Below are 17,761 nucleotides of genomic sequence, written 5' to 3' on the forward strand. Positions count from 1 at the left end.
AGCCCGACAATGTTCCCGCGCCGCCTGCTCCCAGGTTACGGCGTGGCCGCGCGTGCGCCCGCGCTACCGGGCAGCAGACGGTTCACCAGGACCGACGAGGTCTCCCCGCGTGCGCACGACGGGGTCACGGCGAGCAGTCGGACGTCCCCGAGCCGACCGCCCGGCAGGAGGAGCACGGTCGCGTGGTCGCCGCGCACCTGCATCGGCCCCGCGCCGAGCAGCGTGCGCTGCTGTGCGGGCACCGAGGCCGTGTCGAGGCAGCGGGCGAGCGCCGTGACGTCGGTGAAGGGCCCTCGGTCGCCGCCGGGCGTCGCCGCCGCGAGCATGACTCCGGTCTCCGGCTCGGGCGGTGCCTCCCGCAGGGTGCTGAGCGCGACGGTGACCGCCAGGACTCCGACGGCGGCCGCGGCGGCCCCGAGCCGGTACCGCAGCCGGCGTCGCGGCAGGACGGGAGGCGGTGCGGCGCGGATCGCCGCCGCGATGCGGCGATCGCCGAGCGGGGACTCGGCCGTGAAGCCCTCCGGTGCGGACCAGGTCTCGAAGGTGCGATCGCGGTACTGCGCCAGCGCCGCGTCGAGTCGGGCGTCCTGTTCGCGGCTCAGCGGCCGATCGTCGTCCTCGCCGCCCGCCGGCGGTGCTGCCTTCCCCATCGGAATCCTCCTCTCTTGAATTGGACGCACCAGCCCGCCGATCGGTTCCCCTCGATTTCAATATTCGTTGTGCGGGTCGCGAATGACCCGGACGGGCGCCGGCGTGCGGGTCAGCGCAGTAGGCGCTCGAGCCGGACGCGGGCGCGCGCCCGGCGGCTCTTGACGGTGCCCGGCGCGACGCCGAGGTGTTCGGCCGCCTGCGTCACCGACATCCCGTACATGTCGACGGCGACCACCGCCGCCCGCTGATCCTCGGGCAGCATCCGCAGCGCGGCCTCCACGGACAGGCGCCGGTCCAGCTCCTCCGCGGTGCGGCCCTCGTCCGAGGCGATGCCGCTCAGGTCGTCGGGCATCGGCAACGACGTGCGCACCTGATTGCGGCGCGCCCGGTCCAGGCAGGCGTTGACCACGATCCGGTGCAGCCAGCTCCCCACCTTGCAGTCCCCGCGGAAGGTCGGCGACAGCTGGAAGGCCCGCAGCATCGCGTCCTGCAGGCAGTCCTCGGCGTCGGTGTAGTCGCGGATCGTGCGCAGTGCCGTCGCGCGCAGCTGCCGTGCGTGCCGGTGGAAGAGCTCGGCGAAGGCGTCGCCGTCGCCGGCCGCGGCATCCGCGAGGAGCCGCTCGTCGGAGGCCCCGTCGCGGGTCCCGTCGTGCCCGCGGCCCGACGGTGCGGCGGCCGGGCCCTGCGCATCCGTCACCGGATCCCCCGATTCGGCCGCCCGCGAGATGGTGTTCCCCCACTCGGTCATGCACGGGATCGTAGAGCCGCCCGATACCGTTTCGAGACCAGTTCTTTGCTATTCAATCTACGAAACGTAATCACCCTCCGGATTTGCGATCACGCATGGACTCGCCGAGCCGGTGTGATGGGCACTACACTGAGTACAGGCCAGGTGGCGCACCCGTCGCTGTGGATTCTCCATTTCACTGCGCGAGCTATCAGGAGGCCTTTCATGGTCGAACCGTCCCGTCCGTCCGCTCCCCTGCCGTCCGCCGCCCCCGGCGACGCCGATGTCGTCGATGCGGCCGTTGCCCGCGCGCAGCGCTGGCTGCGCACCAGCCGTGGCGCACGCCCCGCCGAGGTCGGCCGCCGGGAAGCGGCCGCCACCTCCAGTCTCGCGGCGCTCCTGCACGATCCGAGCGGTGTCGCCTTCACCATGGGCTTCGTCGACGAGGTCGCGCGTCCCGAGGACGACCGGGTCGCCGCGAAGGCGCTGCGCCGGCTCGTCTCCCCCGCCGCCGGCGGCGCGCCGGGCCGGGCGTTCATGAGCCCCGTCGACGCCGCCCTGCTCCGCGCGGGCACGGTCGCCGCCGGGATCGCACCGTCGATCGCCATGCCCGTCGCGCGGCTGCGACTGCGGCAGCTGGTGGGACACTTGGTCTTCGACGCCGACGGGGATCATCTGCAGCGCCGCCTGCGGCGAGCCCGCGAGGTGGGCGTGCGGCTCAACCTCAATCTGCTCGGCGAGGCCGTACTCGGACAGGGCGAGGCCGACAACCGGCTGGCCCGGACCCACGAGCTGCTGGCGAACCCCTCGGTGGACTACGTCTCGATCAAGGTCTCCTCCGTGGTGGCCCAGCTCGTCCCCTGGGACCTCGAGGGCAACCGCGACCGCATCGTCGAGCGGCTGCGCCCCCTCTACCGGACGGCGCGTGACGGCGGGAAGTTCGTCAACCTCGACATGGAGGAGTACAAGGATCTCCACCTGACCATCGAGGTCTTCACCGCGCTCCTCGACGAGCCCGAGTTCCGTTCGCTCACAGCGGGAATCGTGCTACAGGCCTACCTTCCCGATGCGATGGGTGCTCTCGCCCGGCTCACCGGTTTCGCGCGTCGCCGCGTCGCCGCCGGCGGAGCGCCGGTCAAGGTGCGCCTCGTCAAGGGCGCCAACCTCGCGATGGAGCGGGTGGACGCCGAGGTCCACGACTGGCCGCTCGCCACCTACGGCAGCAAGGCCGATGTGGACGCGAACTACCTGCGCATGGTGGACACCGCGCTGCAGCCGGAGAACGCCGACGCCCTGCGCATCGGCGTGGCCTCCCAGAATCTCTTCTCCGTGGCCTACGCGGTGGAACTCGCGGCGCAGCGGGACGTGCAGCGCCAGCTGGACATCGAGATGCTGCAGGGCATGGCGCCGATGGAGGCCGCGGCCGTCCGCGCCGACGTGGGATCCCTGATCCTCTACACCCCGGTCGTGCACTCCGGCGACTTCGACGTCGCCGTGAGTTACCTGGTGCGCCGCCTCGAGGAGAACGCGTCGAGCGACAACTTCCTGTATTCGATGTTCAGTCCCGACCCCGACGCGATCGCGGTGGAGGAGGAGCGCTTCCGCACCGCCTTCGCCCGCCGCACCGCTGTGCAGGACGGCCCGAACCGGGTGCAGGACCGCACCGCGTCGGACGCCGCACCGCACGACGGCCCCTTCACCGGCGAGCCGGACACCGACCCTTCGACGCCCGCGAACCGCGCATGGGCCCGCGCCGCCCTCGCGGCCCCCGACACCGTCGAACCGCCTGTGCGGGTGAGTGATCCGGAGAAGGTCGATGCCGCCGTCGCCACCGCGCTCGCGGCCCAGCGGGAATGGGGCTCCTCGCCCGCCGCCGAGCGCGCCGCGGTGTTGCACCGCGTGGCCGACGAGCTGGCGCGCCGGCGCGGCGCCCTGCTCACCGTCATGTCGTACGAGGCCGGAAAGACCGTCGCCGAGGCGGATCCCGAGATCTCCGAGGCCGTCGACTTCGCCCGCTACTACGCGCAGAGCGCCCTCGCCCTGCACGACGACGAGGCCGTCTTCACCCCGCATCGTCTCGTCGTCGTCACCCCGCCGTGGAACTTCCCCGTCGCCATCCCGCTCGGCGGGGTGCTCGCCGCCCTCGCCGCCGGTGCCGCCGTGATCATCAAGCCCGCACCGCAGGTGCTGCGCTGCGGCACCGCGGCGATCGACGCGCTGCACGCCGCCGGCGTCCCCGCGGGGCTGGTCCAGCTCGTCAACGCCGACGAGGCGGACGCCGGGCGCCGGCTGGTGACGCATCCGGACGCCGACGCGGTGGTCCTCACCGGTGCCAGCGAGACCGCCGCGCTGTTCCGCGGCTGGCGGCCCGAGCTCGACCTGCTCGCCGAGACCTCCGGCAAGAACGCGATGGTCGTGACCCCCGCCGCCGACCCCGATCTCGCGGTGAACGACCTGGTGCGCAGCGCCTTCGGCCACGCCGGCCAGAAGTGCTCCGCGGCCTCGCTGGCGATCCTCGTGGGCAGCGTCGGCTCGTCGCAGCGGTTCCTCGGCCAGTTGCAGGACGCGGTGCGCACGCTCGTCGTGGGCGAGGGACACGATCTCGGCACCACCGTCGGACCGCTCATCGAACCCGCGTCCGGCAAACTGCTGCGGGGCCTGACCGAGCCCGGGCCAGGCGAGCGCTGGCTGGTCGAGCCCCGACGGCTGGACGAGGCCGGCCGCTTCTGGTCCCCCGGCGTGCTCGACGGGGTCGCCGAGGGCAGCTGGTTCCACACGACCGAGCTCTTCGGCCCCGTGCTCGGCATCATGCGCGCCGCCTCGCTCGACGAGGCGCTGCGACTGCAGAACTCCACCGGCTACGGCCTCACGGCGGGCCTGCACAGCCTGGACCCCGACGAGATCGCCCACTGGCGGGAGAAGGTGGAGGCGGGCAACCTCTACATCAACCGGCACATGACCGGCGCCATCGTGCAGCGACAGTCCTTCGGCGGGTGGAAGCGCTCGTCGATCGGGCCCGGCGCCAAGGCCGGCGGCCCGAACTACGTCGCGCAGTTCGGCCGCTGGGCCGACGGCACGGTGCCCACCGCACCCGAGGTCGCGCCGACCGTCTTCAGCGAGCGGATCATCAGCGCCGCACGGAATGTGAGCGAGGACGACGTGCGCTGGCTGCACGCCGCGGCCGCCTCCGACGAGCGCGCCTGGGCGACGGAGTTCGGCGTCGAGCACGATCCGACGGGACTGGCGAGCGAGACCAACGTCTTCCGCTACCGTCCGCTCCCCCACCTCGAGGTGCGCGTCGGTGCGGGGGCCCGGCCGCGCGACCTCGTGCGGCTTCAGCTGGCCGCGGCGCGGACCGGCACCCGGCTCGACGTCACGCTGAGCCCCGCGGCGCCGCCGATGCCCTTCGAGGCCCCGGTGCACACCGCGCGGGACTACGCCGACGGCCTCGCCGGCCGCGCCGAGCCCGTGCGCATCCGGCTGCTGGGCGATCCGGAGCCCGAGGTGGCGGCCGCCGCCGCCCGCCACGGCCACAGCGCGCTCCGTGGCCCGGTGCTGCTCTCCGGCCGCCGGGAGTTGCTCAGTGTGCTGCGCGAACAGGCGGTGAGCACCACCCGGCACCGGTACGGCCACCTCGCCGGCGGAACCGGCACCACGGCGGGCACGCACACCGCGTAGGTGCCGAGCGGCGCCGGTGGTCGGCGCCCCGGATGACCGGCGGTCTCGGGGCGGGACCGGGCGCGCTCAGTCGGCGTCCGGCGCCCACACGCCCGAGCTGCCGCGCCGGTGGCTGCCCACGAGGTGATCGTCGACGATGCCGACCGCCTGCATCAACGCGTACATGGTGGTGGGTCCCACGAATCGGAAGCCCCGGCGGCGCAGTTCCTTCGACAGCGCCACCGACTCCGGCGACGTGGCGGCCACCTCCGCCATCGTGCGCGGCGCCGGTGTGCGCTCGGGCCGGAAGGACCACACCAGATCGACCAGGCCGCCGTCCTCCCGCAGGGCCACGACGGCACCGGCGTTCCCGATCGTGGCCTCGATCTTCTGCCGGTTCCGGATGATCCCCGCGTCGTCCATCAGGCGTTCGACGTCCGCCTCGCCGAACGCGGCCACCGTATCGGGATCGAAGTCCGCGAAGCCGGCCCGGAAGGCCGGGCGCTTGCGCAGCACCGTCGCCCAGGAGAGGCCCGCCTGGAAGCCCTCCAAGGCGATCCGCTCGAATAGGCCCCGCTCGTCGCGGATCGGCATGCCCCACTCGGTGTCGTAGTACTCGCGCAGCAGCCCCTCGGCCGCCCAGGCCGGACGGGCGAGCCCGTCCTCGCCGATCACGACGCCGTCGTCCGGTTCGGTCATCTCGTTCCCCCTCGATCGAGCGCGCCCGGCGGGCGCCTTTCCCGCACCGTAGAGCACGGCACCGACAAGTCGGGGGCAAGCGGACCTTCAGCGGGTGCGCGGAGGATGCGGTCATGTCCGACCGTGCCGATCCGCTCCGGGTGATCCGCGCCCGCTGGTGCCTGCTCGCGGCGGCGCAACCCGTGCTCGCCGCGGCGGGCGCGCCGCTGCCCTTCCGCGTCACCGTGGACGGGCGCGAGCAGGGGGTGGCGCGGTACGACGCCTCGTCGACGGCGGGCGCCACCCTGGCCTGGTTCGGGCCCGAGCGCGCGGTGCTCTCCTGCGGCGACCTCGGGTGGCGCGTCCCGGGCGCGCCGGGACCGGCCGAGCGCGTCGAGCGGGGCCCGTCGTGGCTCGAGCACGTCACCGCGCTCGATCACCGGGTCAGCGCCGGCCGCTACGCGTGGACGGGATTCTGGGACGACGGTGCCTTCGCCGCCGACGAGGAACTGCTGCCCGGTGCGCCGCTCCCGCCGGTCGGTGGCTCCGCGGAGGTCGCGGCCGCCCTCGGTGGCCGTCTCGAGCACGGAGACGGTCTGCATCATCTGGTACGGATGTGCGAGTACGAGTGGCTCGACGCGGCCACCTGGTGGGCGGCTTTCGGCCACCTCGCGCCCGAACGGACACTGGAGCGATCCTGGCTCCGGCTACAGGATCACGGCCTGACGCAGTGGTCGGGCGGAGGACCCGAGTACAACGGGGTGCCCGGTCGCACGCCCGAGGAGGCCCGAGCCGTCGCGGCGGAATACGCGCGCTCGCGCGGACTGCAGATCCCCGAGGACGTGCGGGTCGAGTCGGCCCTCCGGACCCGGGACGGGTGGCAGGTGCGGTTCCTCGACTACCGGGACGCGGGAACCTCTCGCCCGCTGCTGATCTCGGTTCCGGACGAGGGTGCGGTGCGGATCGAGGGGGCAGCGGAAGCGGAGTGGCTCAGGAGCCCTGGAACGACACCTGGTTGATCGTGGTGTACCAGTCGTTGCCCGACTGCTTGGTCAGGCCCGTGATCCAGACCAGCACGTAACGGGCGCGCGGCGCCACCGTGCTCACGTGGAAGTCGTTGGCGCCCTGGCGCAGCGAGCCGGACCAGACCAGCGAGGTCTCGTCCAGCGACTTGACCGTGTCCTTGGTCGCGGTGCGCACCTCGACGGTGCTACCCGCGCTCGGTGAGGTGATGGTGCCGCGGGTCAGCGAGACGGCCTTCTCCAGCGTCACGAGGAAGCCGACGCCCTTCTTGAGATTGCCGAAGGCGGGGCCGGCCTTGTAGGTGTCGGTCTTCCACGACGGGGTCTTGCCGGTGAGGACGTTCGCCAGGTTGGTGGCGGAGTCCTTGGAGGAGGCGAAGTCGACGAGTGCGACATCGGTCGCCGTGACCGGCGCACCGACCCCAGGGGCCGGTGCGGGCGCCGCGCTCTGGTCCGCCGTGGAGCTGGAGGTGTACAGCGAGCCGACACCCGACTGGGTGTCCTTACCGCCGGTGAGGCTGCTGATCAGCAGCGTCAGCCCGATGATGACGAGCAGCGCCACCGCGCACGCCGCGATCACGAGCAGCGGCACGTTCTTCTTGCCGCCCGAGACGCGCTGCAGCAGCGTCTGCTTCGACTGGATCCGCTTGGCCGGTGTGGGCTGCTGGTCCAGCGGCACCGGGTTCTGCGCGGGGCGCGCGGCCGCGGCCGGCGACTGACGCGGGGCCTCCCGGGGAGCCTCCTCGCGGACCACGGCGAGCAGGTCCGTCTTCACGTCCACCACCGAGGCCTGGTCCAGCAACTGCTGCACCGTGGCCGCGGTGCGGATGCCCTGGCCGCCCTCGAGCGTGCGGGTGGCGACGGCGGAGATCTCGAACGGGATGTCGCGCTTGGCGTCCCGCGGCTCGACGGGGTTGCCGTTCGCATCGGCGTCCGCCTGCCGGATCCCGGCGACGGTGCCCGTCCCCGTGGTCACGGTGCGCCCCGTCGCGTCGTCGAGCGGCCACCGCTCGAGCAGGAGTGCGTAGAGCACGGCGCCGAGCCCGCGGACATCCGACTCCTTGGAGGCGTCGGCCAGCGTGCCCGGGAAGGCGAGGAAGGCGTGGCCGTCCTGCGAGATGCGCACCCGGTCGGGGTGGTCGATCGAGAGAGCGGCGCCGGCGCGGTGCGCGCCCTCCGCGGCGCTCGCCAGCGCGCGCACGGCCTTCGCCGCGCCGATCGCGGACGGATGCGTGCCCGCCACGTCGGCCAGCGAGCTGCTGGGGATCCACTCCGCGACCACGATGCCGCCCGAGCTGCCGCGCACCACGTCGAGGACGCGGGCCAGGCCGTTCGAGTGCACGCGGCCCAGGCGCAGGGTGCGGGAGAGGATCGACTGGGGGCCCTCGCCGCGCAGGCTGATCTGCGCGCCGCGTTCCGGGACGGGCGCCGTCTGCTCGGAGTCGACGAAGGTGAGCGCGACGTCGCGGTCGAGGTTGATGTCGCGGGCCTGCCAGAACTGGAGCCCGCGGATACCGCCGTAGTGCTCGATGAGCCGGTACCGGCCGCCCGCGACGACCGCGCCGGGGATGAGCTCGGGCCCGCGCGGGGCGTCGTCGTCCCAGGCGGCGTCGCCCTGGTCGGACCCGGCCGGGAGACCCGCCTGCGCCGGCGGCTGGGACGGCAGTCGCATCTGACCGGTGCTGGGTGCCTCGTGGCCGGACATGCGTGCGGAGTCGTCCTCGGTCACTGCGAATGCTCCTCTTCTGCGGTATCGAAGGCCCGTGGTCGGTTGTTCTGCGCTCGCCCGCGGACGCCGGGGAACATGGCTTTGACCAGCATACGGGAGGCCGATGTCGTCGGCGATCCGCGGCAGCTGGGCGGTGATCTCCTCGCGGCGGAGGCTCGCGTAGGCCTCCAGCTCGTCGAGTCGCAGCTCCCGGGTGTCCGGGGCGCGGGAGGCCTCGCGCGCCGGTTCCGACGGTGCGCTCGGCCGCAGGGCCGGGACGAACCGGGCCGCGATGCGCCGTAGGGGTGCCAGGATCGCCAGCACGTCCGGTACCCGCCAGAGGGCGAGCAGCGCGTAGATCAACGTCATGCACAGTACGCCTGCGATTGCAAGGAACACCAGCGCGCCCAGGGAACCGCTCTTGTCCATCCGCTGCAGCCCGTCGATCTGCATGATCAGGTAGACGGTCACCGTCACCAGTACCGAGACGGTCGTGGTGCGGATCAGCGTGCCGGTGACGTTGGTCAGGTGCAGTGGCCCGAGGGTCCGGCGCAGGAGGTACCACCCCATGATCGCGCCCGCCGTGTAGGCCAGGCCGCGCGCGGTGCCGACGAACTCGACGATCCGGTGGTCGTCGTCCACGAAGACCGGCACCAGGTAGGACAGCGCGATCTGCACGGCGACGATCGCGATGACGATGCCGGTCGGGATCCAGGCCCGTTCCTGGGCGTAGAAGACCCGCAGATGGATGAGCACCATGGCGTACGGGATCAGGACGAACGCCGAGAACGAGATCGCGGTGCCGAGGAAGTTGGCGTCGTCCTGGGAGAATTGGCCGAAGTTGAACAACGCGCGGCCGATGGACGGTCCGAAGACCGTCATGAAGGCCACGATCGGCACCAGGGCCACCATGGTGAGTCGGGTGGCGACCGACAGGTCGTCGAGCACCGCGTTCCGGTTGCCTTCGGCGGCGTTGCGCGACAGGCGGGGCATCACGGCGGTCAACAGCGCGACGCCGATGACGCCGTAGGGCAGCTGGAGGACCATCCACGCGTACTGGTGGATCGCGGGACCGCCGTCGGAGGCGTGGGACAGGATCGGCGTGACCGCGTACCAGCCCGCCTGCGAGATGAAGACGTACGTGACGATCGCGATGCCCATGCTGCCGAAGTGCTTGAGCCGGTCGTCGACACCCCACCGAAGGCGCAGCTTGATCCCGGAGCGGCGCATCGCGGGGATCTGGATCAGCGCCTGCAGCACGACGCCCAGCGTGCTGCCGATGCCGAGCACGAGCAGCTTCGGCTGGCCCATTGCGGTCGGGTTCAGGGTCAGCTCGCCGGGCATGAGGTAGAAGGTCACCAGGGTGGCGATCTGCACGGTGTTGCACGCGACCGGCGCCCACGCGCCGGGTTTGAACTCGTCGCGGGTGTTGAGCATCGCCGTGAACAGCGCCGAGAGCCCGTAGAACATCAGCTGCGGCAGGAACATGATCACGAGCGCCTGCGTCAGGCCCTCGTCGACCTTGGAGCCCCCCACGAGCAGTCCCACCAGCACCGGGGACAGCGCCAGCGAGACGACCAGGGCGACGCCCAGGATGGTCAAGGAGAGCGTGAAGAGGCGCTCGAAGAAGGCCTGGCCGCGGTCCTTGTCCTCCATCTCCGCGCGGACGAGCACGGGGATGACCAGAGCGGTGAGGACCTGGCCGAGCACGAGCTCGGACACCTGCTGCGGCATCTGGTTGGCGATGCTGAACGCCGAGGCGATGGCGGGGCCGAGGATGGCCGCGAGGAGCACGGTGCGCAGGAAGCCGGTGACGCGGGAGGTGAGCGTGGCGACCGCGACGGAGCCGGTGGAGCGCAGGAGGGAGGCGGTGCCGCCGCTGTCCTTCCCACCGGCGGCGGGAGTGCTGCTCGGCGGGATGTGCCGGGGCTCGGCGCGGCTCATGTGTCCTTCGGTTCCGGGTTCTCGTGCGGGGCGGGCGGTCGATGTGCAGCGTAACTGTTCGCGATCCGCTTCTCGTGCTCGTCCGCGGGGGGACGGTCCGCGTCGGCGGGGTCGGGACGGCCGCGGAACCGGCGCCACAGGCGTCGGCCCGCGAGCAGGACCAGCAGGATCCCGGCGCCGCAGGTGATCCAGAACAGCGATTTGCCGTACGCATTGGAATGCACGGAGACGGAGATCGGATCGCCCAGCGGCATGTTGCTGCTCGAGCGCAGCGTCAGCTGCACGGAGATCTGCCGCGAGTAATCGACCGTGGTGGGCAGCTCGATCTGCCGGGTGCCGCGCGCGGGCAGCTCCTGCACCTCCGAGGCGTCGATCGTGACCCCCTCGGGGGCCGTCCAGTCGATGACGGTGCGGATCGGCAGCGGCAAGTCGTTACGCGCCACGATGAGCAGCGGCGACTTGTCCGAGGCGAGCGTGTACGCGCCGCCGGGGCTGACGAAGCGTACGGAGGACAACTGCGCCGACATCGATGCCCGCGCGGCCGTCAGGCGGATCGAGGCGTCACCGTCGACCGCGGACCGCGCCGGCGCCCAGCGGAGCGCGCGCACCGCGTCCTCGCGCAGCGGCGAGGTGTAGACGCGGGGCGTGAGCGGGGTCTTCGGCAGCGGGAGCAAGGAGGCACCGAGCTGGTCGACCTGCCGCACGTGCGCGGCCGCCGTGGTGACGATCCGGTCCGGGACCCGCGAGGCCGTGGTCTCCTCGGGCTGGCGGAGTGTCCAGGGCGCGGCGTTCCGCGCGGGATCGCGACCCGTCGACTGCGCCGATGCCACGACGTCGCGGAACGTGCGCGGGCCGGAGATGCCCGCCCCGAACTGGGCGGACACGGCGTCGAGCACCGCGCGGGCGTCCTCCGGGCCCGCCGCCCACACCTGCGGCGGCACGATCAGCGTGGATCGGCCGGTGACCCGCGCGACGGGATCGGTCGCGGTGCTCGCCGCCCACCCGCCGGGCGGCGCGTAGCGCTGGGTCGGGTCGAGCGCGGCCGCGGTGACCGCACCGACGGCCGCCTGCCGCCGCATGGCCGCCGACTCCTCGGACATCGTGAAGGTCGACGAGGAGGGGACGGTGCCGGTCGCACCGGGCGTCACGCCGCGCTCGGCCGCGTCGGAGACCCCGCCCATCGCCGCGAGCGCCGCGGAGACGCTGGGGTCGAAGACTGCCGCGCCGATCCCCTGGCCCACCGGCACGATGCCCGACGGGGTGCCGGGGCCGCGCTCCGGCGGCTTCACCGCGGTGGCGGCCACGACCGTCGCCGAGACGTCGGAGGCGCGGAGCTGCCGCGCACCGTCGGACAGGAGCACGCCCGACGCGGGGATCGCGACGCCGCGCACCGACTGCACGCCGAGGATGGAGTCGATGACGTCGGACGGCGTGTCCAGCGCGGCGCGCTGCAGCGAGGGCTCCGCGGAGCGGCCGAGGGCCTCGAGGTCGACCTGGCCGAAGGGCAGCGCGACCACGCACGACTCGGCGGCGACGCGCTTGAGCTTGTCCAGCCAGGCGCTCGCCTCGTCGCTGCCGGTGCCGGCGGTGCTGGGGCCGCGTGGGTCGGCGGGATTACGGGCGACCCGGTACGGGGAGGTCATGGCCTGGACCGTGACCAGCAGGTCGGGATCGACGGCGAGGCATGCGGCGGTGCGCAGCGCGGTGCGCCGCGGGTCCGGGCCGCGGGTGGCCTCCTCGTAGGCCGTGAGCAGTCCGTCGAGCCGGCCGCCCTCGGCCAGCGACCCGGCGAGCGCGTCGTCGACGAGGCGGACGGGGGTGTCGCCGCCGCCGGGCACGCCGCCCGCGAGCTTCGGATGGTCCGCCAGCGGCCACAGCAGCGTGACCTGCGCGGGCGACGAGGTCACCGCCCTGTCGACCGCGTCCGGCGCGTCGGCGGTCCCGTCGGGCAGGCCGAGGACCGGCAGCAGTGTCCGGGAGTCGTCGAGCCGGGCCGCGCCGCCGTACGCGGGCTTGCCGTTCAGGTTGAGCAGGAGCGGGTAGACGCCGGGCCGGTCGATCCCGAGGGTGGCGCCGCGCGTCGCGGGCGAGGGCCGCACGGGGATGGAGACGCTGAAGGAGGTCCGTTGCCCCGGCTTGAGGACCTTGGAGACGGGCTCGAACCGGCCCAGGGTGTCGTAGACGTTGTTGTCGGCGACGAGATCGGAGCGCAACTGCGCGGACGTCGAGACCGCCGGCGCGCGCTGGATACGCAGGTCCAGGTCGCTGACGTCGCGGTCGCCGAAGTTCTCGACGGTGCCGCGCACCACCACTTCGTTCGGGGAGGTCTCGGTGATCCGCGAGGTGACCTCGTCGACGTTGATCCGCACGAACTGCGCGTCCGGAAGACCGGCCCCGCTCGGCGCGGGCAGGCCGGTGATCGCGATCAGGAGCGTCAGCACGCACAGCAGGCGGGCCGACCGGGTCACGTCTGACCGCTCCCGCCGCTCCCGCCGCTCCCGCTGCCGCCGCCCCCGCCGCCGCGCCGACCGCGCGTGCGGCGCCCGCCGCGCCGCCGGCGGGGCTTCGGCGGGTCGTTGCGGACGGCGTTGCGCTCGGCCGCGGCGCGCTCGTAGGCGGAGGGCTCGCTGCGCGGTGCCGCCGCCACCCGGGCCGCGAGCTCGTCCGGATCGGCCGCCAGGTCCTCGATCACGGTGCGCGCGGTGGCGACGAGTTTGCGCTCGTCGGAGTAGGTGAGGCGGGTCGCGAGCTCGCCCAGCGGCACCCAGGCCACCTCGGACACCTCGTAGTCCTCGGTCGAGAGGTCACCGCTCTGCCAGGACAGGAGGAAGTGGTGCACGGTCTTGTGCACGCGGCGGCCCTCCACCGCGAACCAGTAGTCGATCTTGCCGATCGGCGCGAGGACCGAGCCGGTGAGGCCCGTCTCCTCGGCGACCTCCCGGATCGCGGTCAGCTCGGCCGTCTCCCCGGTCTCGATGTGGCCCTTGGGCAGCGACCACAGGGTGCGACCGCGGCGGTCGACGCGCCCGATGAGCGCGGCCCGCAGCTCCTCGTCCCCGTCGAGCCCCGCCACCACGAGGCCGCCGGCGGAGGTCTCGCGGACCGTCCGGATGCGCGGGTCGGGCCGCGCGCGTCCGGGTACGGGCCGCTTCGCCTTGGAGGTGGGGGTCCCCTGCTTCCGCGTGGGCTTCGCCGCAGGGGCGGGCTCCGACGGTGCGCTGTCGACCTCGGGTTTCGCCTGCTGTTCGGTGACGGCGGAGAGCTGGCCCCGACCGCGTCCACGGCCCCCGCGGCGCCGCCTGCGCCGGGGCCGGGAGGGCGTCCCGCCCGCGGAGTCGCCGACGGAACCCGGGCGCTGCGGGCGTCCCGGGGAGTCGGCGGATTCGGCGGAGGTCACCCCCCGATGCTACTGGCCGGTTGCGCTCCCATACGCCACCGTCGTGTTTTCCCCCCGGCAGTAGACTGGTCGGTCGTGACCGAAAGCTCTCCCGCCGGCCCGGCGGATGCGCGCGCCGAACGCCGGACCCGCCTGCTGGCGGCGGCGCACATCTCGCTGCGCGGATTGTCCGACGTGCTGGCACCGCTGGGCGCCCGGTTCGCCGATGCGGGGCATGAGCTGTTCCTCGTCGGCGGCTCCGTACGCGACGCGCTGCTCGGCCGCCTGACGAGCGATCTGGACTTCACCACCGACGCCCGGCCGGAGCAGGTGCAGGCGCTGCTGCGGGGCTGGGCCGACGCGATGTGGGACACCGGCATCGAGTTCGGCACCGTCAGCGCGTCCTTCGCGGACCAGCAGATCGAGATCACTACCTACCGCGCCGAGGCCTACGACCGGGTGACCCGCAACCCCGTCGTGCGGTTCGGCGAGAGCCTGCACGACGACCTGGTGCGCCGCGACTTCACGATCAACGCGATGGCGGTGCGGATCGGCCGCGACGGCGCCGAGGACTTCGAGGACCCGCTGGGCGGCCTCGACGCGCTGCTCGCCGGTGAGATCGACACGCCGGCCACGCCGGAGGAGTCCTTCTCCGACGATCCGCTGCGGATGCTCCGCGCCGCCCGGTTCGTGTCCCAGCTGGGCTTCTCGGTGGCGCCGCGCGTGTCGGCGGCGATGACCGACATGGCGGCCGAGATCGACCGGATCACCGCCGAGCGGGTCCGGGCGGAGCTGGACAAGCTCATCCTCGGCGAGCATCCCGTCGACGGGATCGTGCTGCTCGTCGACACCGGGCTGGCGGACCGGGTGATCCCCGAGATCCCCGGCATGAAGCTGGCGATCGACGAGCACCATCAGCACAAGGACGTCTTCTGGCACTCGATGACGGTGCTGCAGCAGGCCATCGACCTCGAGGAGTCCGATCCGGACCTCGTGCTGCGTTGGGCCGCGCTGCTGCACGACATCGGCAAGCCGGCCACCCGCCGGCACGAGCCGAACGGCGGCGTCTCGTTCCACCACCACGAGGTGGTCGGCGCCAAGATGGTGCGCAAGCGGATGCGGGCGCTGGCCCAGCCGAAGGCCGTGACCGAGGACGTGGCCCAGCTCGTCTTCCTGCACCTGCGCTTCCACGGCTACGGCGACGGGCAGTGGACCGATTCCGCGGTCCGCCGCTACGTCACCGACGCCGGGCCCCTGCTCCCCCGGCTGCACAAGTTGGTCCGCGCCGACTGCACGACCCGCAACAAGCGGCGTGCCGCGAAGCTGCAGGCCACCTACGACGGGCTCGAGAAGCGCATCGAGGACATCGCCGCCAAGGAGGACCTCGCGCGCGTGCGGCCCGACCTCGACGGCAACGCGATCATGGAACTGCTCGGGCTGCAGCCGGGCCCCGAGGTCGGCGCGGCGTGGAAGTTCCTCAAGGAGCTGCGGCTCGACCGCGGCCCCCTCGACCGCGACGAGGCCGAGGCCGAGCTGAAGCGCTGGTGGGCCGAGCGGCAGGGCTGATCAGCGCGGCTCGGTGTACGGCGTCCGCGGCCCCGGGATCGCGGCGATCCGCTTGTCGAGTTCGCTCGGGAGTTTCGACAGCGCCGCCCAGCCGCGCGGCTCGGGATTGTCGACGGTGGCCTTGAGCACGTTGCCATCGGTGGTGCGCACCGTGGCGGAGACGATCCAGCCGTCGAAGATCTGCGCTTTCCGGTCGTACCGCGGGACGTTACGCAGCACCTTCTCGGTGATCGCCCGCAGGTCCGCGACGTCCGCCGGTCGGCCCTTCAGCTCGACGGGGCCGCCCCGGGAGCCGACGGCCTTGGTGATGATCCGCCCGTCGGGGTAGACGGTGGTCCGGGGCGGAGTCTCGCGCGTCAGGAAGACCGTGGTGCGGACGTCGACCACCGGGGTGGTCGACGGCGCCGGTGTCGGCGTCGCGGTGGCGGCGGGGGCCGTCCCGATCAGGAGGGCGACGACTGCCGTGGTGATGCCGAGGGTCTTCCGCATGTCGCGAGCCTAGTCCGTCGTGCGCGAACCGAAACACCGAATCGTCATTGATGCAGGGGAACCGCGCCGTCCGCCGTCCCGTCGCCGTCCGTGTCGAAGACCAGCACGTCCGGCGCACCGTCGGCGTCCGTGTCGGCGACGGCCTGCCGGGCGGGCTGCCCGGGTTCCGCCGGCACACCGGTGATCGCGGGCGAGGCAGCCGCTTCGGGCACCCGCGCGACGCCGGGGATCGGGCAGGCCGACGGTGCCGTCCCCGCCGGTCCGGCGACGTTCTCGCCGGCCGCGCGCCCGGTCGTCGAACCCGGTCCGGCCGCGGGAGGGGATCCGGGTGCCGGTGTGGGCTCGGCCCAGCATCCCGTGCCGTCGTCCCGGAAGGCGGCCTCGCGGATCCCGTCGTCGTCGAGGTCGAGCGCGGCGACGTCGGCCCGGCCGTCGCCGTCGAGGTCGACCATCGCGTCGTCGACGCGGCCGTCGCCGTCGAAGTCGAGCAGGACGGCGCCGCGCACCGCGGGTGAGGTCCAGCGGTCGACGTGGCCCTGCCCGTCGCCGAACCAGTACTCGATCAGCTCGTCCCCCATATCAATTGGACGCGCCAGCGGCCTCGGGGGTTCCCGTGCGGCGGTACAGCACGACGACGAGCCCGACGGCCACGGCGTACAGGAGCGCGCCGAAGGCGGCGAGGGGGCGGCAGACACCGTCGAACGGCACCACCGCGGCGGCGAACGCCACGGCGCCCACGAACGTGACGTTGAACAGCGCGTCCTGGAAGGCGAAGACCTGGCCGCGCCGCTCGTCGGGGACGTCCAACTGCATGGCCGCGTCGCCCGAGAGCTTCACCACCTGGCCGGCGAGGCCGAGCACCGCGGCGGCGATCACGAGCACCGCGAAATTCAGGGTGAGCACGGACAGTTGCGTCAGGCACGCCGCGACGAGCGCGCCGACCACGGTGTTCCGGCGCCCCCACCGCGCGACGGCGATGGGCGTGAGCACGGCGGCGACGAACATGCCCACCGCGGTCGCACCGGCCACCGACCCGAAGCCGGCGAGCCCCAGCGTCCCGTCGGTGAAGTGGTGCCGGGTCAGGAGGAGCAGCATCAGCGTGTTGAACCCGAAGACGGTGCGGTGCGCCCCCATGCCGGTCAGGGCGGCGGTCACCGACGGTGCGCGCCAGGCCGCGAGCGCCCCGTGCGCCAGGCCCGCGGCGACGTCGCTGAGCGCGGTCGCGGGCTTCTCGTGCCTGCCGGAGACGTCGTGGTCCGGGCCGAGCACGCCCGCGGGGAAGCGGGTGGAGAGGAGCGCCCCGAGCACCGCGACCAGCACCGCCACGGCGAGCACGCCCGCGCCGCCCGCGTCGTCGGAGCCGAAGACGGCCCGGAGCCCCACGGCCGTGCTGGCGCCGACGGCGGTCGCACCCGCGCCCATCGTGGTGGTCAGGGAGTTGATCGCGACGAGTTGCGGCCGGTCCACGACGTGCGGCAGCGCGGCGGAGAGCCCGGAGGCCACGAAGCGCCCGGCGCCGCCGACGGCCAGCGCCACGATGAAGATCGCCGTCTCCCCCGCGCCCGACGCGAGCACCCCGGCGCACGCCGCGATGAGCAGCGCCCGGACGAGGTTCGCGACGATGAAGACGCGGCGGCGGTCCCAGCGGTCCAGCAGGGCGCCGGCGAAGGGCCCGATCACCGAGTACGGCAGCAGTAGCACCGCGAGCCCTGTGGCGATGGCGGCCGGCGTGGCGTTGCGTTCGGGGTTGAACACGATGGCAGTGCCGAGCCCGGCCTGGAACAGGCCTTCCGCGTACTGGCTCAGGAGTCGGACGCCGAGCAGACGTAGCAGGTCGGGCAGGTCGCGGAAGGTCCGCCACGCGGGTTTCGCGGCGGCCGCTGGGGCATCCGCTCCGCTGGTCGTCACGCGCTACAGCGTATCGGCGCGACGCCTTCCGCGTC

The 17,761-nt window shown here is 73.2% G+C and carries 12 protein-coding genes; 3 read left to right on the forward strand and 9 right to left on the reverse strand.

What is annotated here, in order from left to right; translation table 11 throughout:
* Window positions 1–35 precede the first annotated feature (35 nt).
* Together FK530_RS15805 and sigM are read right to left on the reverse strand one after the other, a co-directional pair.
* Window positions 36–650, reverse strand: a complete 615-nt coding sequence (locus FK530_RS15805; RefSeq protein WP_146487999.1) for an RsmA family anti-sigma factor — start codon at window positions 648–650, stop codon at window positions 36–38.
* 110 nt (window positions 651–760) lie between these two features.
* Window positions 761–1,399, reverse strand: a complete 639-nt coding sequence (gene sigM / locus FK530_RS15810; protein WP_146488000.1) for an RNA polymerase sigma factor SigM — start codon at window positions 1,397–1,399, stop codon at window positions 761–763.
* A gap of 204 nt (window positions 1,400–1,603) precedes the next feature.
* Here sigM and FK530_RS15815 point away from each other — a divergent pair, with 204 nt between their 5' ends.
* The gene (locus tag FK530_RS15815; protein WP_146488001.1) at window positions 1,604–5,056 is read left to right on the forward strand and encodes a bifunctional proline dehydrogenase/L-glutamate gamma-semialdehyde dehydrogenase; all 3,453 of its coding nucleotides are present in this window, start codon (window positions 1,604–1,606) and stop codon (window positions 5,054–5,056) included.
* A 66-nt stretch (window positions 5,057–5,122) separates the two neighbouring features.
* Here the strand turns inward: FK530_RS15815 and FK530_RS15820 are convergent, their stop codons facing one another.
* Entirely contained in the window at window positions 5,123–5,734 is a 612-nt protein-coding gene (locus FK530_RS15820; protein ID WP_146488002.1) for a DNA-3-methyladenine glycosylase I, read from the reverse strand.
* A gap of 113 nt (window positions 5,735–5,847) precedes the next feature.
* Between FK530_RS15820 and FK530_RS15825 the strand changes: the two genes are divergently transcribed.
* Window positions 5,848–6,732, forward strand: coding sequence for a hypothetical protein (locus FK530_RS15825; RefSeq protein WP_146488003.1), 885 nt, complete (start codon window positions 5,848–5,850; stop codon window positions 6,730–6,732).
* On the opposite strand, the gene murJ is transcribed toward FK530_RS15825, so the two are convergent.
* The 3 genes from murJ to FK530_RS15840 are packed head-to-tail and all read right to left on the reverse strand — an operon-like array spanning window position 6,704 to window position 13,784.
* The gene (murJ, locus tag FK530_RS15830) at window positions 6,704–10,387 is read right to left on the reverse strand and encodes a murein biosynthesis integral membrane protein MurJ (protein ID WP_146488004.1); all 3,684 of its coding nucleotides are present in this window, start codon (window positions 10,385–10,387) and stop codon (window positions 6,704–6,706) included. The genes FK530_RS15825 and murJ overlap by 29 nt on opposite strands.
* Entirely contained in the window at window positions 10,384–12,855 is a 2,472-nt protein-coding gene (locus FK530_RS15835; RefSeq protein ID WP_146488005.1) for a glycoprotein, read from the reverse strand. The genes murJ and FK530_RS15835 overlap by 4 nt, the downstream gene beginning before the upstream one ends.
* Window positions 12,852–13,784, reverse strand: coding sequence for an NUDIX hydrolase (locus FK530_RS15840; protein ID WP_191834213.1), 933 nt, complete (start codon window positions 13,782–13,784; stop codon window positions 12,852–12,854). Before FK530_RS15840 ends, FK530_RS15835 begins: the two co-directional genes overlap by 4 nt.
* A gap of 75 nt (window positions 13,785–13,859) precedes the next feature.
* On the opposite strand from FK530_RS15840, the gene FK530_RS15845 reads away from it, so the two are divergent.
* Window positions 13,860–15,329 carry a CCA tRNA nucleotidyltransferase gene (locus tag FK530_RS15845; protein WP_146488006.1) on the forward strand — a complete coding sequence of 490 codons (1,470 nt, stop codon included), beginning with the start codon at window positions 13,860–13,862 and terminating at the stop codon, window positions 15,327–15,329.
* On the opposite strand, the gene FK530_RS15850 is transcribed toward FK530_RS15845, so the two are convergent.
* Genes FK530_RS15850 through FK530_RS15860 form a run of 3 tightly spaced genes read right to left on the reverse strand, consistent with a single transcriptional unit; the run spans window position 15,330 to window position 17,726 of the window.
* On the reverse strand, window positions 15,330–15,818 hold the full coding sequence (locus tag FK530_RS15850) for a hypothetical protein (protein ID WP_146488007.1): 489 nt from the start codon (window positions 15,816–15,818) through the stop codon (window positions 15,330–15,332). It lies immediately after the preceding gene.
* A gap of 44 nt (window positions 15,819–15,862) precedes the next feature.
* Complete coding sequence (locus FK530_RS15855; protein ID WP_146488008.1) at window positions 15,863–16,396, reverse strand: hypothetical protein; 534 nt, start codon at window positions 16,394–16,396, stop codon at window positions 15,863–15,865.
* A gap of 1 nt (window position 16,397) precedes the next feature.
* Window positions 16,398–17,726 (reverse strand): MFS transporter, encoded by a 1,329-nt coding sequence (locus tag FK530_RS15860; RefSeq protein ID WP_146488009.1) that lies wholly within the window; start codon window positions 17,724–17,726, stop codon window positions 16,398–16,400.
* Window positions 17,727–17,761: the final 35 nt, after the last annotated feature.

Origin of the sequence: Tsukamurella conjunctivitidis (genome assembly GCF_007858475.1) — a bacterium.
Classification (GTDB): domain Bacteria; phylum Actinomycetota; class Actinomycetes; order Mycobacteriales; family Mycobacteriaceae; genus Tsukamurella; species Tsukamurella conjunctivitidis.

What these genes read in the sequence shown, in the direction of transcription:
- FK530_RS15850 (WP_146488007.1), bottom strand. Translation starts at nt 15,818, where the DNA reads ATGCGGAAGACCCTCGGCATCACCACGGCAGTCGTCGCCCTCCTGATC.
- FK530_RS15820 (WP_146488002.1), bottom strand. Translation starts at nt 5,734, where the DNA reads ATGACCGAACCGGACGACGGCGTCGTGATCGGCGAGGACGGGCTCGCC.
- FK530_RS15815 (WP_146488001.1), top strand. Translation starts at nt 1,604, where the DNA reads ATGGTCGAACCGTCCCGTCCGTCCGCTCCCCTGCCGTCCGCCGCCCCC.
- FK530_RS15805 (WP_146487999.1), bottom strand. Translation starts at nt 650, where the DNA reads ATGGGGAAGGCAGCACCGCCGGCGGGCGGCGAGGACGACGATCGGCCG.
- FK530_RS15825 (WP_146488003.1), top strand. Translation starts at nt 5,848, where the DNA reads ATGTCCGACCGTGCCGATCCGCTCCGGGTGATCCGCGCCCGCTGGTGC.
- sigM (WP_146488000.1), bottom strand. Translation starts at nt 1,399, where the DNA reads ATGACCGAGTGGGGGAACACCATCTCGCGGGCGGCCGAATCGGGGGAT.
- murJ (WP_146488004.1), bottom strand. Translation starts at nt 10,387, where the DNA reads ATGAGCCGCGCCGAGCCCCGGCACATCCCGCCGAGCAGCACTCCCGCC.
- FK530_RS15855 (WP_146488008.1), bottom strand. Translation starts at nt 16,396, where the DNA reads ATGGGGGACGAGCTGATCGAGTACTGGTTCGGCGACGGGCAGGGCCAC.